We start from the raw sequence: 15,034 nt of genomic DNA, 5'->3' as shown, positions 1-15,034 counted from the left end.
TTGCCCGGCGGGCAAGAAATTGCCCAATCAGTCAGGCATACCTTAAAAACTTATTTTTTGCTGCTTTATGGCGGCTAAGATTGACCGTCGCAACCCCTCACTTACCGGCACGGGTATGTGTACAGAATATCCAGCGCAAGGTCCCAGGTTAATATGCCGGATAATATGCGAAATAGAGAGGCCGGCAGAGGAATCATGATGAACGTCATAGACATAGGCCTGACCTTGGTGAGCCTTGAACACTGGAGCCTCACCTGCCTCATGGCAACTCAATAGTATGTGTATCAAGTCAATCATATTTGTTGTGTTACTTCTCTGTCTCGGCCAGTTGATAAGTTAGATGGAAGTAGGAGATTGGACATTTTCATGAACCAAGATTTGATAATCAGCGAACTTTGACTGTCTAATTCATCATCATAGCCCCTGCAACTGCCGTGCTAAACTGCCGATTCGCATTGACATTTAGCGAGAAATATAATTTCATACCAACAGTCCATCCAATTGTTTTTAAAGAAAAATGATAGAAGTAAAATGTTTTACGTTTTTTGCCACACAGAAGTTACGCGCATCAGATATAACAAAAATAGTAGAGGATAAACATTACCCAATCATAGAAATTGACGGTTTAGAGCTATCTCCAAGCATAAGACTCACATGTACCAACCCTAATATAAACGAGTTTGATGCTGATGATATGTTAGGAGGGTTCTTTTCGGATCTATTCGACTCTATCAATAATGAAATAATAGAAGAGGATGGCAATGTAATTATAAAATCCATTTTTGTCCTACAATTCGATGTTGATTGTCCTATATCACTACATGGCGACGAAATAACCTACAAAGAAGGAGAAAGAGATTACTCATATAAAGTATCACCTTCTTTCTGTAGAACAGACTTTCCACCATTGACCGATTCGATAGAGATTAAATCAGAAAAGAAACTCACAATAGAAGAAGCAGTTAAAGAATTGATAATGTAATGAATGGGTTGATGCGCTTATTACCGGGTAAAGACATCTGCAATGAGGTCGCCTTGAGTTTGAGCATCGATATAAGTACAAGATAGAGTTGGTTTGATAAATTTCTTTTTAAAATTTACTGGGGTTTGGATTAACCTTTCTATCCGAGGCAAGCTTTACGCAAAATTTAATCAATTGATTTAGTTACAGTTTAAGACTTGGTCTAACTGTGTAGTCCCCTTTATCACTCAATCATACCTTAACACTTATTCTTGTTGCTTCATGGCGGCCAGGATTGGCCGTACAATCCCCGGGGAGTCTTAGCTAATCAGGTACTCGCCTGCGTGCAAAAATATCCAAAACAACGCCAGGTAAACTGGTTAATATGCAGGATAGAGAGACTGACAGGGGAATAAAGATGGCCGAAAGCGCCAATGCACAGCAAAGCAAATCGCTGCGCCACAAGTCCCGCAGGCAAGGGCGGGAACGGGCGACTTATCGTCTGGCCGAAGAACTTGGCGGCCTGGAAACTCTCAGTGCCAGCTATCATCAGCAGAACTTTGGCCGCCACAGTCATGAAGGCTTCACCTTGGGAATCATAGACAGTGGTGCCCAGCGGTTTTTTCGAAGTGGCGGAGATCATGTTGCCCCCAAACACAGCATCATTCTGGTGAATGCAGATGAGGTGCATAATGGCCGTTCGGCAACAGAAAATGGCTGGTCGTATCGAGCACTTTACCCTACCCCTGAGCAGTTTGCCGAACTGGCACTGTGCAGCAAGGAACAGGTGCCCTGGTTTGCCGAGCCTGTGGTACAGGACCCTCTATTGGCGCACCTGATAGCCATCACCCATGAAGCGCTCAACTATTCGAGTAATCGCCTGCAACGGGAAAGTCTCTTGTACGAAACCCTCAGCCTGTTGATGCTGCGTCACGGTCGGCTGAAGCCCGCTGCTGCTGTCCAGGCAGGCCCCCTGCTGAATAGGGCCAGGCAGTTTCTGGAAGACAGTTGCAGCAGTAACATCTCGCTCCAGGAACTGGCCAATCTGGTACAGCTGCCGCCTTTTGTGTTACTCAGGCAGTTCAAGGCACAATTTGGTTTAACCCCGCACCAATACCAGACTCAGGTAAGATTAATTCTGGCGCGAAAGTTGTTGCGGCTGGGCGCTTCCCCCATCCAAGTGGCACAGGACTCAGGATTTTGCGACCAAAGCCATTTGAACCGTCAATTCAAACGGGCATTCGGCACCACTCCGGGCCAATTTGTTCAAACAGAAAAATCATCAAGATGGAGTCAAGATTGACCATTCACAATCAGCAATCATCATGCGTTCAGGAACTTAACCGGGGCCGCGAATTTTTACGGGGTACCCTGGCGGTAATGCCGCTGACTTTAGCTGTTATCCCCTGGGGAATATTGGCCGGCTCGCTGGCACTGGAAACCGGCCTCAGCGCCTTAGAGAGTCAAGCCATGAGCCTGTTTGTTTTCGCAGGCTCGCGCGCAGTTGGTCGCCCTCGGAATGATAAAGGCAGGTTCAGGCCTACTGGCCATTTTGGTTACCACGGCATTGATTACCTCGCGTCATCTGCTGTATGCCATGGCGATGCGTCCAGCCATCAGCCCTTTACCTCTGCGCTGGCGCCTGACACTGGGTTTTCTGCTCACGGATGAACTCTTTGCGGTTGCCAATCAAAGCAAGGAAAGTACCCTTAGGCCCTGGTACGCCCTGGGAGCTGGTTTGAGTTTTTATCTTGGCTGGAATCTGGCAACCCTGGCCGGAATTCTCGCCGGTAGCTCTATGGATAATCTCGGCTCTCTGGGACTGGATTTTGCCATCGCAGCCACCTTTATCGCTTTGGTGGTGCCGAGGATAGCCAATGTTGCCACCGCCTTATGTGTGCTCACGGCCATGTTGCTGAGCGTACTGTGTGAAGCACTGGCTATCCCGGGAGGCCTGCTGATCGCCGCCGTAACCGCCATGGCTGTGGGGTATATCTATCAAAGCCTCTTGGGCAGCAGTCCAGTTAAACCGGTTGAGACAACACAAGATAAAGGCGAGGAGCAGGCATGATTTGGTTAACCATACTGACCATGGCGCTGTTGGTGATACTCAGCCGTTATGTACTGCTTGAGCCCGGGCTGCCGATACGGCTTGGCAAGAAAACCCAGGCTTTCCTTGGCTTTTCGGCGCCGGCGGTATTAAGCGCCATCTTCGCCCCCATAGTGTTTCTGCGAGACGACGAGTTGCAACTGAGCCTGAGCAATCCCTACCTCAGCTGTGCCCTGCTGGCGGCCTTACTGGCACTGCTGACCCGCAACACCCTGCTGACCACTATCGTCAGCATGGCGGTATTTTTCTGGATCTACTGAGGTCTCAGTCAATCACGGCTTTGGTGGCGGCCGCTCCCGACCAGGCCCGCAGCTTGTGGCCGGCAACGGCGTAATAAAGGATCATCCCATAGCAGGGAAGGAGGATCCCGTAGGCGCTTTGATGGGGCACACCCTGATGCACCAAGGCGCCATAGAGCAAGGGCAGCAAGGCGCCACCGGCTATGCCCATGATGAGCAGTGCCGAGGCCACAGCAGTCAGGTGGCCGAGCCCTTCCAGCGCCAGCGGCCAGACAGCGGGCCAGACCAAGGCGTTGGCAAAGCCGAGTAGTGCAAGGTAAAGCAAGGGATCCGGCAGAGGCATTATCCCCAAAGGTTCGAGCAAGAGACTCGACAGCTGCATGCTGGTTTCATCTCCAAGCATGATCCCCAAAGTAAACACCAACCCAGCCAGCGCCGAGCCCACCAAGGCGCTGCGCTGACTCATCACTCTTGGGATCAAGAGTATGCCGAGCAAATAGCCAAGCACCATAAATCCCATGGTGTAGGAGGTCAGAATGCCAAATTCGGCCACTTTAAGATGCTGGCCATAGAGGCCTATGCTGTCACCGGCAATCACTTCGGCACCTATATACATAAAGAGAGTCAGTGCCCCGAGAATAGCCTGGGGATAGGCCAGAATAGCGCGCCAATCTGTTCTCGGTACCAAGCTGTCACAGCTTTTGACCTGGCTGCCCTGTTCAAGTTGCAATTCGGGCAGGGGCGAAAATCGCACATACAGCAGCAACAGAGCCAAGACAACAGCCATCGCCAGGTAAGGCTGCACCAAGCGGGCAGACAGTTGCTCCAATGCTGCAGTGCGCTCAAGCTCACTGAGCTGTGCCAGCGCTTCCGGCGTAAAGGCATCCATACCTGTCAGCACCCAGGCACTGAACACTAGAGGGACAATAAAACCGGCGCCCTTGTTGACCACACCCATACAGCTGATCCGCATGGCAGCGCTTTCTCGCGGACCAATGCAAACAATGTATGGATTGGCCGCAGTTTGCAGTATGGTAAGGCCGGTTCCCAGAACAAACAACGCCAGTAAAAACAGGCCAAAGGTGTGGCTCAGCGCCGCAGGGATAAACAGCAGTGCGCCACTCGCCATTACCCCAAGGCCAATCTGTAGCCCGGCACGGTAACCGAAACGGGTCAACAGCCCGGACATGGGCAAGGCCATCACGAAGTAAGCGATATAGAATACAAAGGCCACCAGATAGGCTTGCAGCTCATTGAGTTCACAGGCGATTTTCAGAAAAGGGATCAGTGCACCATTGAGCCAGGTTACGAAGCCGAATACAAAAAAGAGTATTCCAATCAGCACCATGGGCAGTAAAGTGCCGCCTCCTTTATTCAGGGTATTATTGTCCATTGTCGGCATCTCCTCTGTTATTGTTATTCTCTGTCAATGATTATCCAGCTGCTGCCAAGGACAGATGTCCCTTGAAGCTACTTATTTTTCAAACGCTTTTGCTGCGAACTTCGGCGCCCGCTGCAAGCCTGCCGCCTTGCCAGCGCTTTGACTGATACAGGGCATCGTCAAGCAACAGCAAGTCAGCCCGCATGCCTTCGGCCAACATGCCTCTGTCATTCAGCCCGGCAAAAGCCGCTGGAGTACTGCTGGCCATGGCAACGGCCTGCTCCAGCGGGATCCCCAGCACCTTGACGGCATAGCGAACTGCCGCTGTCATCTCCAATACTGAGCCGGCCAAAGAGCCGTTGAGATCCCTGAGCTCAGTACCGCGGCGCACAACTTTACCGCCGAAAAATGCAAATTCCTGCTCTTCAGAGCCCACAGGCGACATGGCATCTGTCACCAGCATCAAACGTCGACTCCCCTTGGCACGCCAGGCGAGAGTGGCGCTGACCGGGTGCAGATGATGACCGTCGAGAATAATGCCGCAAAATGCCCTTGGGTCACTGAGCGCCGTTCCCACCATGCCGGGGGCACGCGATTCCAGCTGTGACATGCCGTTATAAAGATGGGTAAAGCCGCTGGCTCCGGCATCCAGCGCCGCCATCACGGTTTCGGCATTGGCATTGGAATGCCCCAACGACACTCTGACACCGAGCGCCACCAGGCGGCGAACATCTTCAGGCCCTACCCTCTCGGGAGCCAGAGTCACCACACAAACACCCAGTTGGGACACAGCCTCGGCGTAGAGCGCCAACTCAATATCGCCAAGCTCTCTTAAGCGTGCTTCACTGTGGCACCCCTTACGCTCCTGTGACAGATGCGGCCCCTCAAAATGGATCCCGGCTATGCCGTCAAGACCGACGTCCCTGGCGCTGATGGCCGCCGCAAGTGCCGCTTGCATTACCCTGATATCGTCGCTGATAAGCGTCGGCAACATGCTGGTGGTGCCGAAACGGCCATGGGCGTCCAACATCAGCTTAAGCGTCTCAACGCTGGGCTGCCGGTTGAACATGCAGCCACCACCACCGTTGACCTGAGTGTCGACAAAACCGGGAACCAGAAGGCCTGCATAGTGAGTTGCCGCCTCACCTTCCTTGGGCGCCTTGGCAATGGTATGAATACGGCCATCGACTATCCGCAGCCAAACCTCATTACTGCGGCTCATTTGCGGCCCGAGCAGGGCACCATCGGCACCAATCCAGAACGGGGCCTTGTCAGTGTTGCTGTTCATGCCAGCCTCCGGTTAACAGAGTATCCATATCCGCTACCTGCTCGTTGGCGCTCACGCTATTGCTCTGTTCCACTCTAGTCGCCAGCGCCTTTCCCAGCATGGCGGCGCCGCGAACGCCACTGGCGGCGCCGAATTGAGCGGCGCAAAACTCGGGCAACTGCACCCCATTGAACATATGCCTGGCGGTAGCCTGCGGCAGCGCCGCCAAAATTTCCGGCACTTCGCTCAAGCCGCCGCCGAAGACAAAGATGTCCGGATCCAGACTGAGGATCTGCCCGGCCAACACACTGCCCAGGGCATCCAGATAAGCATCGAAACTGCGTTTGGCTATGGCATCACCGGCGCGCAGCGCCGCCAGCCAAGCGTATGTATCACCCTCGCCGCCAAACGCCCGGTAGATACGACCAAGGCCTGTGCCCGAGACATAGGTTTCGGCGCAGCCTTTGAGGCCACAGCCGCAATCGTAAAGCGGCAAGCCATGGCGCAGCAGCACGCTGGCCGCCATGCCCTGATGGCCGAACTCACCGGCCAGACAGTGGGCGCCGGTGATAAGCCGCCCTTCGATACAGATCCCGCCGCCAAGCCCGGTACCGAGTATGAGCCCAAGAACTCTGGCATGATCTTTCCCGGCTCCCAGCAAGGCTTCGGACAGGGCGAAACAACGGCAATCATTGCCAAGAGCCACAGGACGCGACAACAAGGCGCCTAAATCTTCGGCCACTTTACGCTGATTGAGGCAAGGCACATTGCTGGAGACCACAGTGCCATCGGCGCGGATCACCCCGGGCAGGGCTATCCCCACAGTGCCCGGGATGCCGGACTCGGCCGGCCAGCGCCTGTCGGCCTCGCTTATCTGCAAGGCGAGTGAGGCCAGAAAGCTCTGATAATCGTCCCCCTGAGTCGCGATGCGCCATTTATCCAACAGACGCAATTGTGGACTGAACACCGCCAGTTCTATCTTGGTACCACCGATATCCACACCGTAGTACATGGCTCAATCCTCTGTGTTATCCAGGCTGCCGGGCCGAGTATAAACCGCAAGCGAATGTAGCTTCACCCCCTGCACCACTCTATTGACCTGGCCGCTGGGACAGGGATTATCCGGTGACACCCCAAGCTCCAACGCCTTGTAAAATGCAAGTAGTTGACAGTAAACAATAAAGGGCAGTGTCAACCAAGCCTCTTCCAGACTGGCCTGACCATCTTGCGCCAGAGCCTCTTCACTCAGATAACAGATATCCAGCGCCCGCTTATCGGCGCGCAGCTCTGCCAGAAGATCCAGATCGTAGGCTCTGGCATAGGGCTCAGAGCTGCCGAGCAGCACTATCTGGGTATCTTCATTTACCAGTGACTTGGGGCCGTGACGAAACCCCAGCGGACTCTCAAAACTGCTGATCACTATACCGGCCGTCAGTTCAAGGTACTTGAGCGCCGCCTCCTGAGCCGCCGCCTTGAGCGGCCCGGCGCCGAGAAACACTATCCGCTTGCAGCTATGGCCCGCGGTTTGCTGCACCCCGTCGAGCCGGGTTTCGAGCAGTTGCTCCGTCAGTGTCAGCACCCTGGATATCGATTTGTCTTCCTCGGCAAACAACAGCAGGGTCGCCAGATACATACAGCTGAAGCTGCTGGTCATGGCAAAGCTGCGATCGTGGCTTTCTTGGGGCATCAACCACAAACAAGCCTTGTGACTGTGTTCGGCCGCATAGCTGGCCAAGGCTCCCTCAGGGTTACAGGTCAGCAGCAGATGACTGACATCTGTCAACAACTCATCGGCCAACGCCAGCACAGCCAGGGATTCAGGGCTGTTTCCAGAGCGGCCATAGGAGACTATCAGAGTCGGCTGCAATGGGTTGAGATGCAGCCTGGGGTGAGAAACAATATCCGTGCTGGACAAGGCTTCCACCCTCTGGCCCGGCAATCTGAGTTGCCGCTGTAAAAAGGCTGCCAACGCCTCGCCGATATAAGCCGAAGTACCCGCGCCGGTGAGAATAATCCGCAGATTGTCCTTGGCCAGCAAGGGATTGAGAAAAGCGCTGAGCTGCGCTTCCCTATGTTTGAAATCGGCCTGTAATTCGCGCCAGAGTGTCGGCTGCTGGGCTATCTCGATCGCCGTCCATTTGCCGCTCTCCGGCGCTTGCCAAAGCGGGTTGGCGGCAGATTTTGGATACAAGTGGGTCTTTGATAGGTCACTGACTTGCATTGATTTATCCTTCGATGGCAGCAGGCTGACAGGCGCTGGCATAACGGTTAAGCACCAAGCCGATATGATGGAGTACCAGCTCAATCGCCGTGGCGAGCAGCTCGCCTCTGACCACGGCCGGATAGGCCAGCGGCAGATATTGGCTGATAAGGGGCTCGGGAATGGGGTTTGCCAGATTGGCCAGCAGCTTGTCTATGGTCAGTGACAATTCGGGCCAGTAGTAGCGGATCCTGTCACTGTAACTGAATCCCAGTTGCCAATCCCGCAGCGCAGGATCTGTATAGAACGACTGCCAGTATTTGGGCTCAGATAGCATCTTCTGCTCACACAGTGCTCTAAGCCCTGAGCGTTTCGCCGCCGGCACCAGCAAGGCCTCTATATGATCCAGGGCAAACAGCCCCTCGCGCAGGGCAAAAGTCAACTGCGGCCCCACCTTGAGAATGGCAAAATGGCCGGCCACCAACTGGGCGTAATGCTCCGGCAATTGATAATCTGTGGAGTGGGCTTCAAACACCAGGTTGGGCTGCTCACGAATAAAGCGGCTCTGCTCTTTGGTGAGCGTATCATCATACTGATGTACCCCGGCATTGCCGAACTCCACCCCTGGCTGCACCACCAGCGCAATCACCCGCTGCCAAACCTCTGCCCCAAGCCCTTCGGCGGCAAAGGCCTGTTTGTGGGCGCTAATGGTGTGTTTCATCGCCGCGACCGGGGTGACCTGCAGCCCCTCCTCCAGCGAACTGACACCACCGGGAGCGGGTACTTCAGTGCCTATCACATAACAGAGCTGTTGCCCCGGCGCCTTGGCCGCTTCTGCGGCGCGGCACAGTCTGGCGGCGCGCGCGGCAATCATCTCATCGGCAAGGGGCGTTTGTTCTTGATGACAAGCCATGCTGGCATCCAGATGAATTTTACAAAATCCCGCCTCGACATAGGCCCGCACCATGGCTTCGGCCTCAGCCATCGCCTGCTCGGCAGTCAGGTGCTTCCAGGCCACCGGCCCCAGGTGATCGCCGCCGAACAGCAACTGCGCTTCGGCAACACCTTCACTTTGGGCCAGGCTCTTCACAAAGGCGATAAAATCGGCGGGGGTCATGCCTGTATAGCCGCCGTGCTGATTGACCTGGTTGGCCGTAGCCTCAATCAGCAAGGGCGCCCGTTGCCGCGCCGCATGACGCAGAGCGGCGCGCAGTACCAGCGGCTGGGCCGAACAGACGGAATAAATCCCCGCCTGCTGCCCGGCCTTGTTGGCCTCAATAATGGATTTGAGTGCAGACATGCTTACCTCAACCTACAATGCCAAGCGGTTTGGCGCTCTGCCACACGCCACGGGTAAAGTCGGGGAAGTCCTTGGAGTTACCGCGATCGGCCACTGAAGCCGCCGACAGAGGCTGCACCGCCGACCAGGCCGCACCATCATACACATCCTGATCCAGCGGCTCGCCGTTACGCAGGCAGTAGATCATCCGCCAGCACATTAAAAAGTCCATGCCGCCATGACCGCCGTTCTTTTCGGCCGCCTCGCCCATCTGCAACCACAGCGGATGGTCATACTTGGCATACCACTGGGTCATATCCTGGTCCCAATGGTGGAAGCTGCCACTGCCGCCCTGCTCCAGCGCTATGCGGTTGGGGAAACCGGCAAACACCCCATTGGTGCCCTGAATCAGGTTATGGCGGCTGTAAGGACGCGGCGTTGTGGTGTCGTGTTGCACCATGATGGTTCGGCCTTTAACCGTCTTGATAAGACTGGTATTGATATCACCGCAGATATAGTTGAGCTTGTTGCGGGCATGGTCGGCGGGGAATTCACGCTTGGCATAGGCTGCGCGCCCAAGCGACGGAGAGCTCATGGAAGTGAGATAGTCGAACCTGTCCCCGCGGTTGATATTCATGTACTGGGACACAGGCCCCAAACCATGGGTAGGATACAGGTTACCGTCAATCAAGGCGTGATACTTGGTACGCCAGGAGCCCGTCTTGCGATCTATCTCCTTCATCTGCCAGCGCAGCTCGTGAATATAAGCGGCCTCACCGTGCAGCAGTTCACCGAACAGCCCCTGGCGTACCATGTTGAGCACCATCAGCTCGTCGCGACCGTAGCAGACGTTTTCCATCATCATGCAGTTGCGCTGGGTTTGCTCGGCTGTGTCCACCAGATCCCAGAGCTGCTCCATGGTGATCCCCATAGGCACTTCAACAAAGGCGTGTTTGCCGGCCAGCATAGCCTCTTTGGCCATGGGGTGGTGCCATTCCCAAGGTGTGGCAATGACCACTATGTCCACATCCTGGCGTGCCAACAATTCACGATAGGCGTGTTTGCCCTGGGAATAATAACCGGGCTGGGCCAAGCCTGCGTCACTCATTACCTTCTTGGCGCGTTCTATGACCAGGGGATCGGTATCGCAGATAGCTGTTACCCTGGCACCTTCTATGTTGTTGAAATGATGAATGAACCCAACACCTCGCTCACCGACGCCGATTAGCCCCACCCGCACTTCGGCCATTTTCGGAACCACCAGCCCCATGACAGAGCGGCCACTGGCCTTGGGTGCCAGTGCAGATGAACCGGCATTGGCGGCGCAGCCAGCCAGCGCCGAGGCAGCAGCTGTGGCCACCGAAGCTTTCAGAAAGGAACGACGATCAAAACCAGACATAACTTCTCCCCTTGTTATTTGTTTTTATCTATCAGGTGCAGCTGCACCCCTTGCTTGGTGAGTTCTTCCACATAGCGCTCGGGAATGCCGCTGTCGGTCACCAGTTGCTGGATCTGCCGACTGGCACAAATGACATGAAACGCCTGTTGGTCGAATTTGGATGAATCGGTAACCACTATGATCTCGCTGGCAATCTCACACATCATGCGGTTGAGACTGGCTTCCTTCTCAAAATGGGTGGTGAGACCTGTCTTGAGATCAAAACCATCCACCCCGAGGATCAGCTTGTTGAAGTTGTAATCCCTGAGGCTCTTCTCGGCGATGGAACCATAGAAAGACATCGACTTCTTACGCAGCAAGCCGCCGGTGATCATCACCTCAACGTCGTCGGAACGCGCCAGCTCAGTGGCTATGTTAAGGCCGTTGGTCATCACGATAAGATCTTGATGTTCAAGGAGGTTGGCCGCAACTTGCTGGGTAGTGGTGCCCGAGTCCAGCAACAGGCGGTCGCCATCATTAACCAAAGAGGCCGCCACCTTGCCCAGCTCCTGCTTCAGTGCCGAATAGCAGTGGCCCTTCTCTTTCAGTGACAGTTCACGAATAAGGTCGGAGTTGACCATGGCGCCACCGCGGGAGCGCACCAACAATTGCTTTTGATCCAATACCGCCAGATCCGAGCGTATGGTGACTTCCGAGACCCCGAAGCGATTTGCCAGCTCGGTGACCGACACCTTTCCCTGTTGTTGGGTCAGCCGGACTATCTCCTGCTGCCTCTCAATAGTGTTGAGATTATTCACTGCACTCTTCCTGTTTTGTTTGTTGCGCTCTGGAGCAGGTGAACCTGCACTGGCTTTCGAAAGCTTTCAATCTACTAGCAACGTCGTCAAATCATAACAACAATTCTTATACCACAACGACTTAAGCCAAAACCAACAACAAACTTTCACTTTCAACTAGCTAAACTATGCACCAAACCGAAAACAATTAAAAGACATTTTACATTTTTTTATTGATCACCCAGAGTTTTTAACGCTATAAATAAGCAATCGAAAGTATTTCGCTGTTTCTAATGCTTTCGAAAAACAACAAAAGCGAAAGGCATTAAGCCTGATAAAAACAAACAGCGGGGAACCCATGAAGCTCTTAGCCACCCAACCTGCCCTAATTGCCCTGGCAGTTGCCAGTGCGCTGGCAACACAGCCGGTTACGGCCAATGACGAGTCCGACAAGGAAAACAAGGCTCAAACACAACAAAACTCAGCTCAACAGCAGGATGCTGAGCTGGAAAGGATCCAGGTAACGGGTATCCGCTCAGCCATTAAGGAGTCGCTGTTTCTGAAACAGAATGCCACCGCAGTGGTGGATCTTGTGGTGGCCGATGACATAGGCAAGTTTCCGGATGAAAACCTGGCCGAAGCACTGCAACGTATTCCCGGGGTGACCATTACCCGCAACGGCGGCGAGGGACAGAACATACTGATCCGCGGCCTGGGGGACGGCTACAACATCACCACCCTCAATGGCCGCAAGCTGGCGTCGGACAATGCCGGGCGGGACTTCAACTTTGACACCATAGCCTCGGAGCTGGTCAATGTGCTGGCGGTTTACAAGTCTCCCGAAGCACGGCTCACCGAGGGAGGCATAGGGGCAATTGTGGATATTCAGACCCGCAAGCCTTTGGATTTGGACGGTTTTACCCTGCAGGCCTCGGCCAAGGGTATCTATGAGTCGCGCACCGAAGACCTGCATCCGCACGCATCTCTCATCATAGGCGACAAGTCCGATGACGACAGTTTCGGCGCTCTGTTTTCCGCCGTTTACTCCAAGAAAACCCTCAGGGCCGACACCTATTCCGCCGATGGTTTTTTCGATGAAGAGGAAGGCTGGGGTGTCGACAGCGCCGGGGTGCCGGTAGACACCAACGGCAATGGTGTGATTGATGAAGGCGAAATCTACGCCTCCAAAATACCCAGTTACATGTACTATGCCAACGCCCAGGACGTACGCGAACGCATCGGTGGCACCCTGGCGCTGCAATGGCGGCCTCTGGATAATCTGGATGTCAATTTCGACGCCCTCTACTCTCGCTACAATACCGATGGACACAAATACCAGATAGGGTTTGTCAACTATGACGAGGAGTGGACACCGGGTACCCCGCTGTTCAGCGATGCGCAGTTCGATGAGCTGGGGCGAGTGGTTTCCATGCGCCAGCAGGGCGACAACACTATGGTGGAGCTGCTTAACCTGAGCACACCGCGCAAGACAGACACCTACCAACTGGCACTGAATACGGCGCTGTTTATCACCCCCAATTGGTCGGTCACCGCCGATCTTGCCTACTCGGCCGCCAAAAACAAGAACAAGGGCGACAATCGCTTCATCGTCGCCCGCGGCTTTGTCGACAGCATAGATATCGACTACACCAATGGTCAGATGCTGCCGGATGTGGTGATAGGTCCGGGACTCACCAGCGAGCAGACCTATGGTGCCCACTACAGCCTAAACAGTGGCACAGGCGTGGATGACAAGGTAACGGATCTTAAGCTGATGACCCAGTATTTGCCGGAAAGCGGCTTTATCAGCAAGCTGGATGCCGGGATAAACTATGTCAAGCAGGTCAAGAGCCAGAATGAGTTCAGATCGAAAAACCCCAGCCAATTCAGTCGCGGCGGCTACTATCTAACCCGCGACGGTTATGCTTTTGACGGCTCGGGAGTCTTCACTCAAGGCGAGTTTGAGCTGTTCCAAATTCCGGGCAATGTGTTTGTGCCCGCCAACTTCGATAACTTCCTCGACGGCGAAAACAGCATCTCACCGGATCCCTGGCCCAGCTTTGACTATGATAAGTTGCTGGAATACTACCGCTCCATCAACAGCGATGCCGCCAATGAGGCCATAGTAGCCAGTGCCAATCAGGCCGGTACTTATGAGGTAAGCGAGGCTGTGACCTCGGCCTATGTGCAGATAACTATTGAAGAGCTACTGTTCGATCTGCCCTATATGCTCAATCTGGGGGTCAGGGCCAGTCGCACCCAAGTCGATTCCGAAGGCTTTGGCTATGACTTGAGCAAGGTAGTGCTGGATGATGCCGGTCAGCCGCTCAACGATGACTGGCGCACTGTCAGCCCGGTAAACTACAGCGACAGCTATACCAACATATTGCCAAGCCTCAACTTCAAGCTGAACCTGCAGGACGATCTGCTGCTGCGTATCTCGGCCGCCGAAGTATTGAGCCGCCCGTCACTCTACTCGCTCAGAGTCTGGGCCGCGCCCAACTTCACCAGTCAGGAACAGGGCTTGCCAACTCTGGTGCGCGGTAATCCCGGAGTTGAACCCGAGCAGGCCAAACAGGCGGATCTGGCGCTGGAGTGGTATTACGGCGACAGCAGTTCATTGAGCGGCGCCCTGTTCATCAAGGATATCGACTCCTTTATCTCTGATGAAAAGACCCCCATGGAGGTCGATGGCAACCGTTACCTGGTAAGCCAGCCGGTTTCCGGACAGTACGGTGCCAAAGTGCAGGGCTTTGAAATTGCCTGGCAACAATCCCTCGAACAGTGGTTGCCTGAGCCGTTCAACGGCTTTGGCTGGCAGCTTAACTACACCTATGTGGACAGCAGTTATGACGATCCTGAGCTGAAAGCCAAGGATCTGCCCTTCAAGGGGATGTCCGAGAACTCCTACAATGCCGTGCTCTACTATGAGCAGTATGGTTTGCAGGCGCGCCTTGCCTATAACTGGCGCAGCAAGTTCCTGGTGGATCCGGATGCCTGGGGCGGCCCGGCCTGGATAGACGACTACGGCCAGTTGGATGCCAGCATCAGCTACGACATCACAGACAACTTGACCCTGTTCAGTGAAGCCTCCAACCTGACCAACAACCGCTACTCCGGTTACATCAAGCGCGAAGATCAGGTGAATTATCTGGAACGCTTCGGTACCCAGATAGCCGTGGGTATTCGCGGCAGCTTCTAAAAACAGAGTTTGGGTGAAAGGATAACGCCTTCCGCCCAAACTCCATGTCGGCCCGGGAAACCGCCATATAGCCTGGGCTGACATCTTCCAAATCAATCCTTCAAGCCGATGATTCTTAATTAAAAGCTACTCTGTTGCTCCCAAGTCACCCACTTGCTTAACAAGCAAAGCCTGGGTTAGTCTCTAGCACTCCTTTTAACACCCGGCTGACAAAAGTAGA

Annotated in this window: 11 protein-coding genes and 1 pseudogene; 5 read left to right on the top strand and 7 right to left on the bottom strand. The window is 54.4% G+C overall.

Going from position 1 to position 15,034, the window contains the following annotated elements:
* Positions 1-517: 517 nt before the first annotated feature.
* From ACF8D4_RS17790 to ACF8D4_RS17775, 4 genes and pseudogenes are all read left to right on the top strand, one after another.
* Positions 518-982 carry a hypothetical protein gene (locus ACF8D4_RS17790; protein ID WP_107004588.1) on the top strand — a complete coding sequence of 155 codons (465 nt, stop codon included), beginning with the start codon at positions 518-520 and terminating at the stop codon, positions 980-982.
* Between the two features lie 397 nt (positions 983-1,379).
* Positions 1,380-2,264 (top strand): AraC family transcriptional regulator, encoded by an 885-nt coding sequence (locus ACF8D4_RS17785; RefSeq protein ID WP_392466060.1) that lies wholly within the window; start codon positions 1,380-1,382, stop codon positions 2,262-2,264.
* A pseudogene (locus ACF8D4_RS17780) lies at positions 2,249-3,032 on the top strand (AzlC family ABC transporter permease). The gene ACF8D4_RS17785 and the pseudogene ACF8D4_RS17780 overlap by 16 nt, the downstream one beginning before the upstream one ends.
* Positions 3,029-3,331 carry an AzlD domain-containing protein gene (locus tag ACF8D4_RS17775; protein WP_208140171.1) on the top strand — a complete coding sequence of 101 codons (303 nt, stop codon included), beginning with the start codon at positions 3,029-3,031 and terminating at the stop codon, positions 3,329-3,331. The pseudogene ACF8D4_RS17780 and the gene ACF8D4_RS17775 overlap by 4 nt, the downstream one beginning before the upstream one ends.
* Before the next feature lie 4 nt (positions 3,332-3,335).
* Here the strand turns inward: ACF8D4_RS17775 and ACF8D4_RS17770 are convergent, their stop codons facing one another.
* The 7 genes from ACF8D4_RS17770 to agaR form a co-directional block, all read right to left on the bottom strand.
* Positions 3,336-4,703 carry an MFS transporter gene (locus ACF8D4_RS17770; protein WP_392466056.1) on the bottom strand — a complete coding sequence of 456 codons (1,368 nt, stop codon included), beginning with the start codon at positions 4,701-4,703 and terminating at the stop codon, positions 3,336-3,338.
* A gap of 88 nt (positions 4,704-4,791) precedes the next feature.
* Positions 4,792-5,979, bottom strand: coding sequence for an N-acetylglucosamine-6-phosphate deacetylase (gene nagA / locus ACF8D4_RS17765; protein WP_392466054.1), 1,188 nt, complete (start codon positions 5,977-5,979; stop codon positions 4,792-4,794).
* Positions 5,963-6,970 carry an ROK family protein gene (locus ACF8D4_RS17760; RefSeq protein WP_025886687.1) on the bottom strand — a complete coding sequence of 336 codons (1,008 nt, stop codon included), beginning with the start codon at positions 6,968-6,970 and terminating at the stop codon, positions 5,963-5,965. Before ACF8D4_RS17760 ends, nagA begins: the two co-directional genes overlap by 17 nt.
* A 3-nt stretch (positions 6,971-6,973) precedes the next feature.
* A complete protein-coding gene (locus ACF8D4_RS17755) occupies positions 6,974-8,179 on the bottom strand; it encodes an SIS domain-containing protein (RefSeq protein WP_335900976.1) in 1,206 nt (401 codons plus the stop codon).
* A 4-nt stretch (positions 8,180-8,183) separates the two neighbouring features.
* On the bottom strand, positions 8,184-9,458 hold the full coding sequence (locus ACF8D4_RS17750; protein WP_345845248.1) for a class II D-tagatose-bisphosphate aldolase, non-catalytic subunit: 1,275 nt from the start codon (positions 9,456-9,458) through the stop codon (positions 8,184-8,186).
* Between the two features lie 7 nt (positions 9,459-9,465).
* Positions 9,466-10,836, bottom strand: coding sequence for a Gfo/Idh/MocA family protein (locus ACF8D4_RS17745; RefSeq protein WP_028780309.1), 1,371 nt, complete (start codon positions 10,834-10,836; stop codon positions 9,466-9,468).
* Between the two features lie 14 nt (positions 10,837-10,850).
* The gene (gene agaR / locus ACF8D4_RS17740) at positions 10,851-11,633 is read right to left on the bottom strand and encodes a transcriptional repressor AgaR (protein ID WP_044734208.1); all 783 of its coding nucleotides are present in this window, start codon (positions 11,631-11,633) and stop codon (positions 10,851-10,853) included.
* Positions 11,634-11,970: 337 nt separating this feature from the next.
* On the opposite strand from agaR, the gene ACF8D4_RS17735 reads away from it, so the two are divergent.
* Positions 11,971-14,814 (top strand): TonB-dependent receptor, encoded by a 2,844-nt coding sequence (locus tag ACF8D4_RS17735; protein WP_028780311.1) that lies wholly within the window; start codon positions 11,971-11,973, stop codon positions 14,812-14,814.
* Positions 14,815-15,034: the final 220 nt, after the last annotated feature.

The sequence above is a fragment of the Shewanella sp. YQ_9 genome (assembly GCF_043103185.1).
Taxonomy (GTDB): domain Bacteria; phylum Pseudomonadota; class Gammaproteobacteria; order Enterobacterales; family Shewanellaceae; genus Shewanella; species Shewanella algae.
Note: the sequence above shows the minus strand (reverse complement) of the source record. Positions and strands in the feature narration are given on the sequence as shown.

What these genes read in the sequence shown, in the direction of transcription:
- ACF8D4_RS17735 (WP_028780311.1), top strand. Translation starts at nt 11,971, where the DNA reads ATGAAGCTCTTAGCCACCCAACCTGCCCTAATTGCCCTGGCAGTTGCC.
- ACF8D4_RS17790 (WP_107004588.1), top strand. Translation starts at nt 518, where the DNA reads ATGATAGAAGTAAAATGTTTTACGTTTTTTGCCACACAGAAGTTACGC.
- ACF8D4_RS17785 (WP_392466060.1), top strand. Translation starts at nt 1,380, where the DNA reads ATGGCCGAAAGCGCCAATGCACAGCAAAGCAAATCGCTGCGCCACAAG.
- ACF8D4_RS17760 (WP_025886687.1), bottom strand. Translation starts at nt 6,970, where the DNA reads ATGTACTACGGTGTGGATATCGGTGGTACCAAGATAGAACTGGCGGTG.
- ACF8D4_RS17750 (WP_345845248.1), bottom strand. Translation starts at nt 9,458, where the DNA reads ATGTCTGCACTCAAATCCATTATTGAGGCCAACAAGGCCGGGCAGCAG.
- ACF8D4_RS17775 (WP_208140171.1), top strand. Translation starts at nt 3,029, where the DNA reads ATGATTTGGTTAACCATACTGACCATGGCGCTGTTGGTGATACTCAGC.
- ACF8D4_RS17755 (WP_335900976.1), bottom strand. Translation starts at nt 8,179, where the DNA reads ATGCAAGTCAGTGACCTATCAAAGACCCACTTGTATCCAAAATCTGCC.
- ACF8D4_RS17745 (WP_028780309.1), bottom strand. Translation starts at nt 10,836, where the DNA reads ATGTCTGGTTTTGATCGTCGTTCCTTTCTGAAAGCTTCGGTGGCCACA.
- ACF8D4_RS17770 (WP_392466056.1), bottom strand. Translation starts at nt 4,703, where the DNA reads ATGGACAATAATACCCTGAATAAAGGAGGCGGCACTTTACTGCCCATG.
- nagA (WP_392466054.1), bottom strand. Translation starts at nt 5,979, where the DNA reads ATGAACAGCAACACTGACAAGGCCCCGTTCTGGATTGGTGCCGATGGT.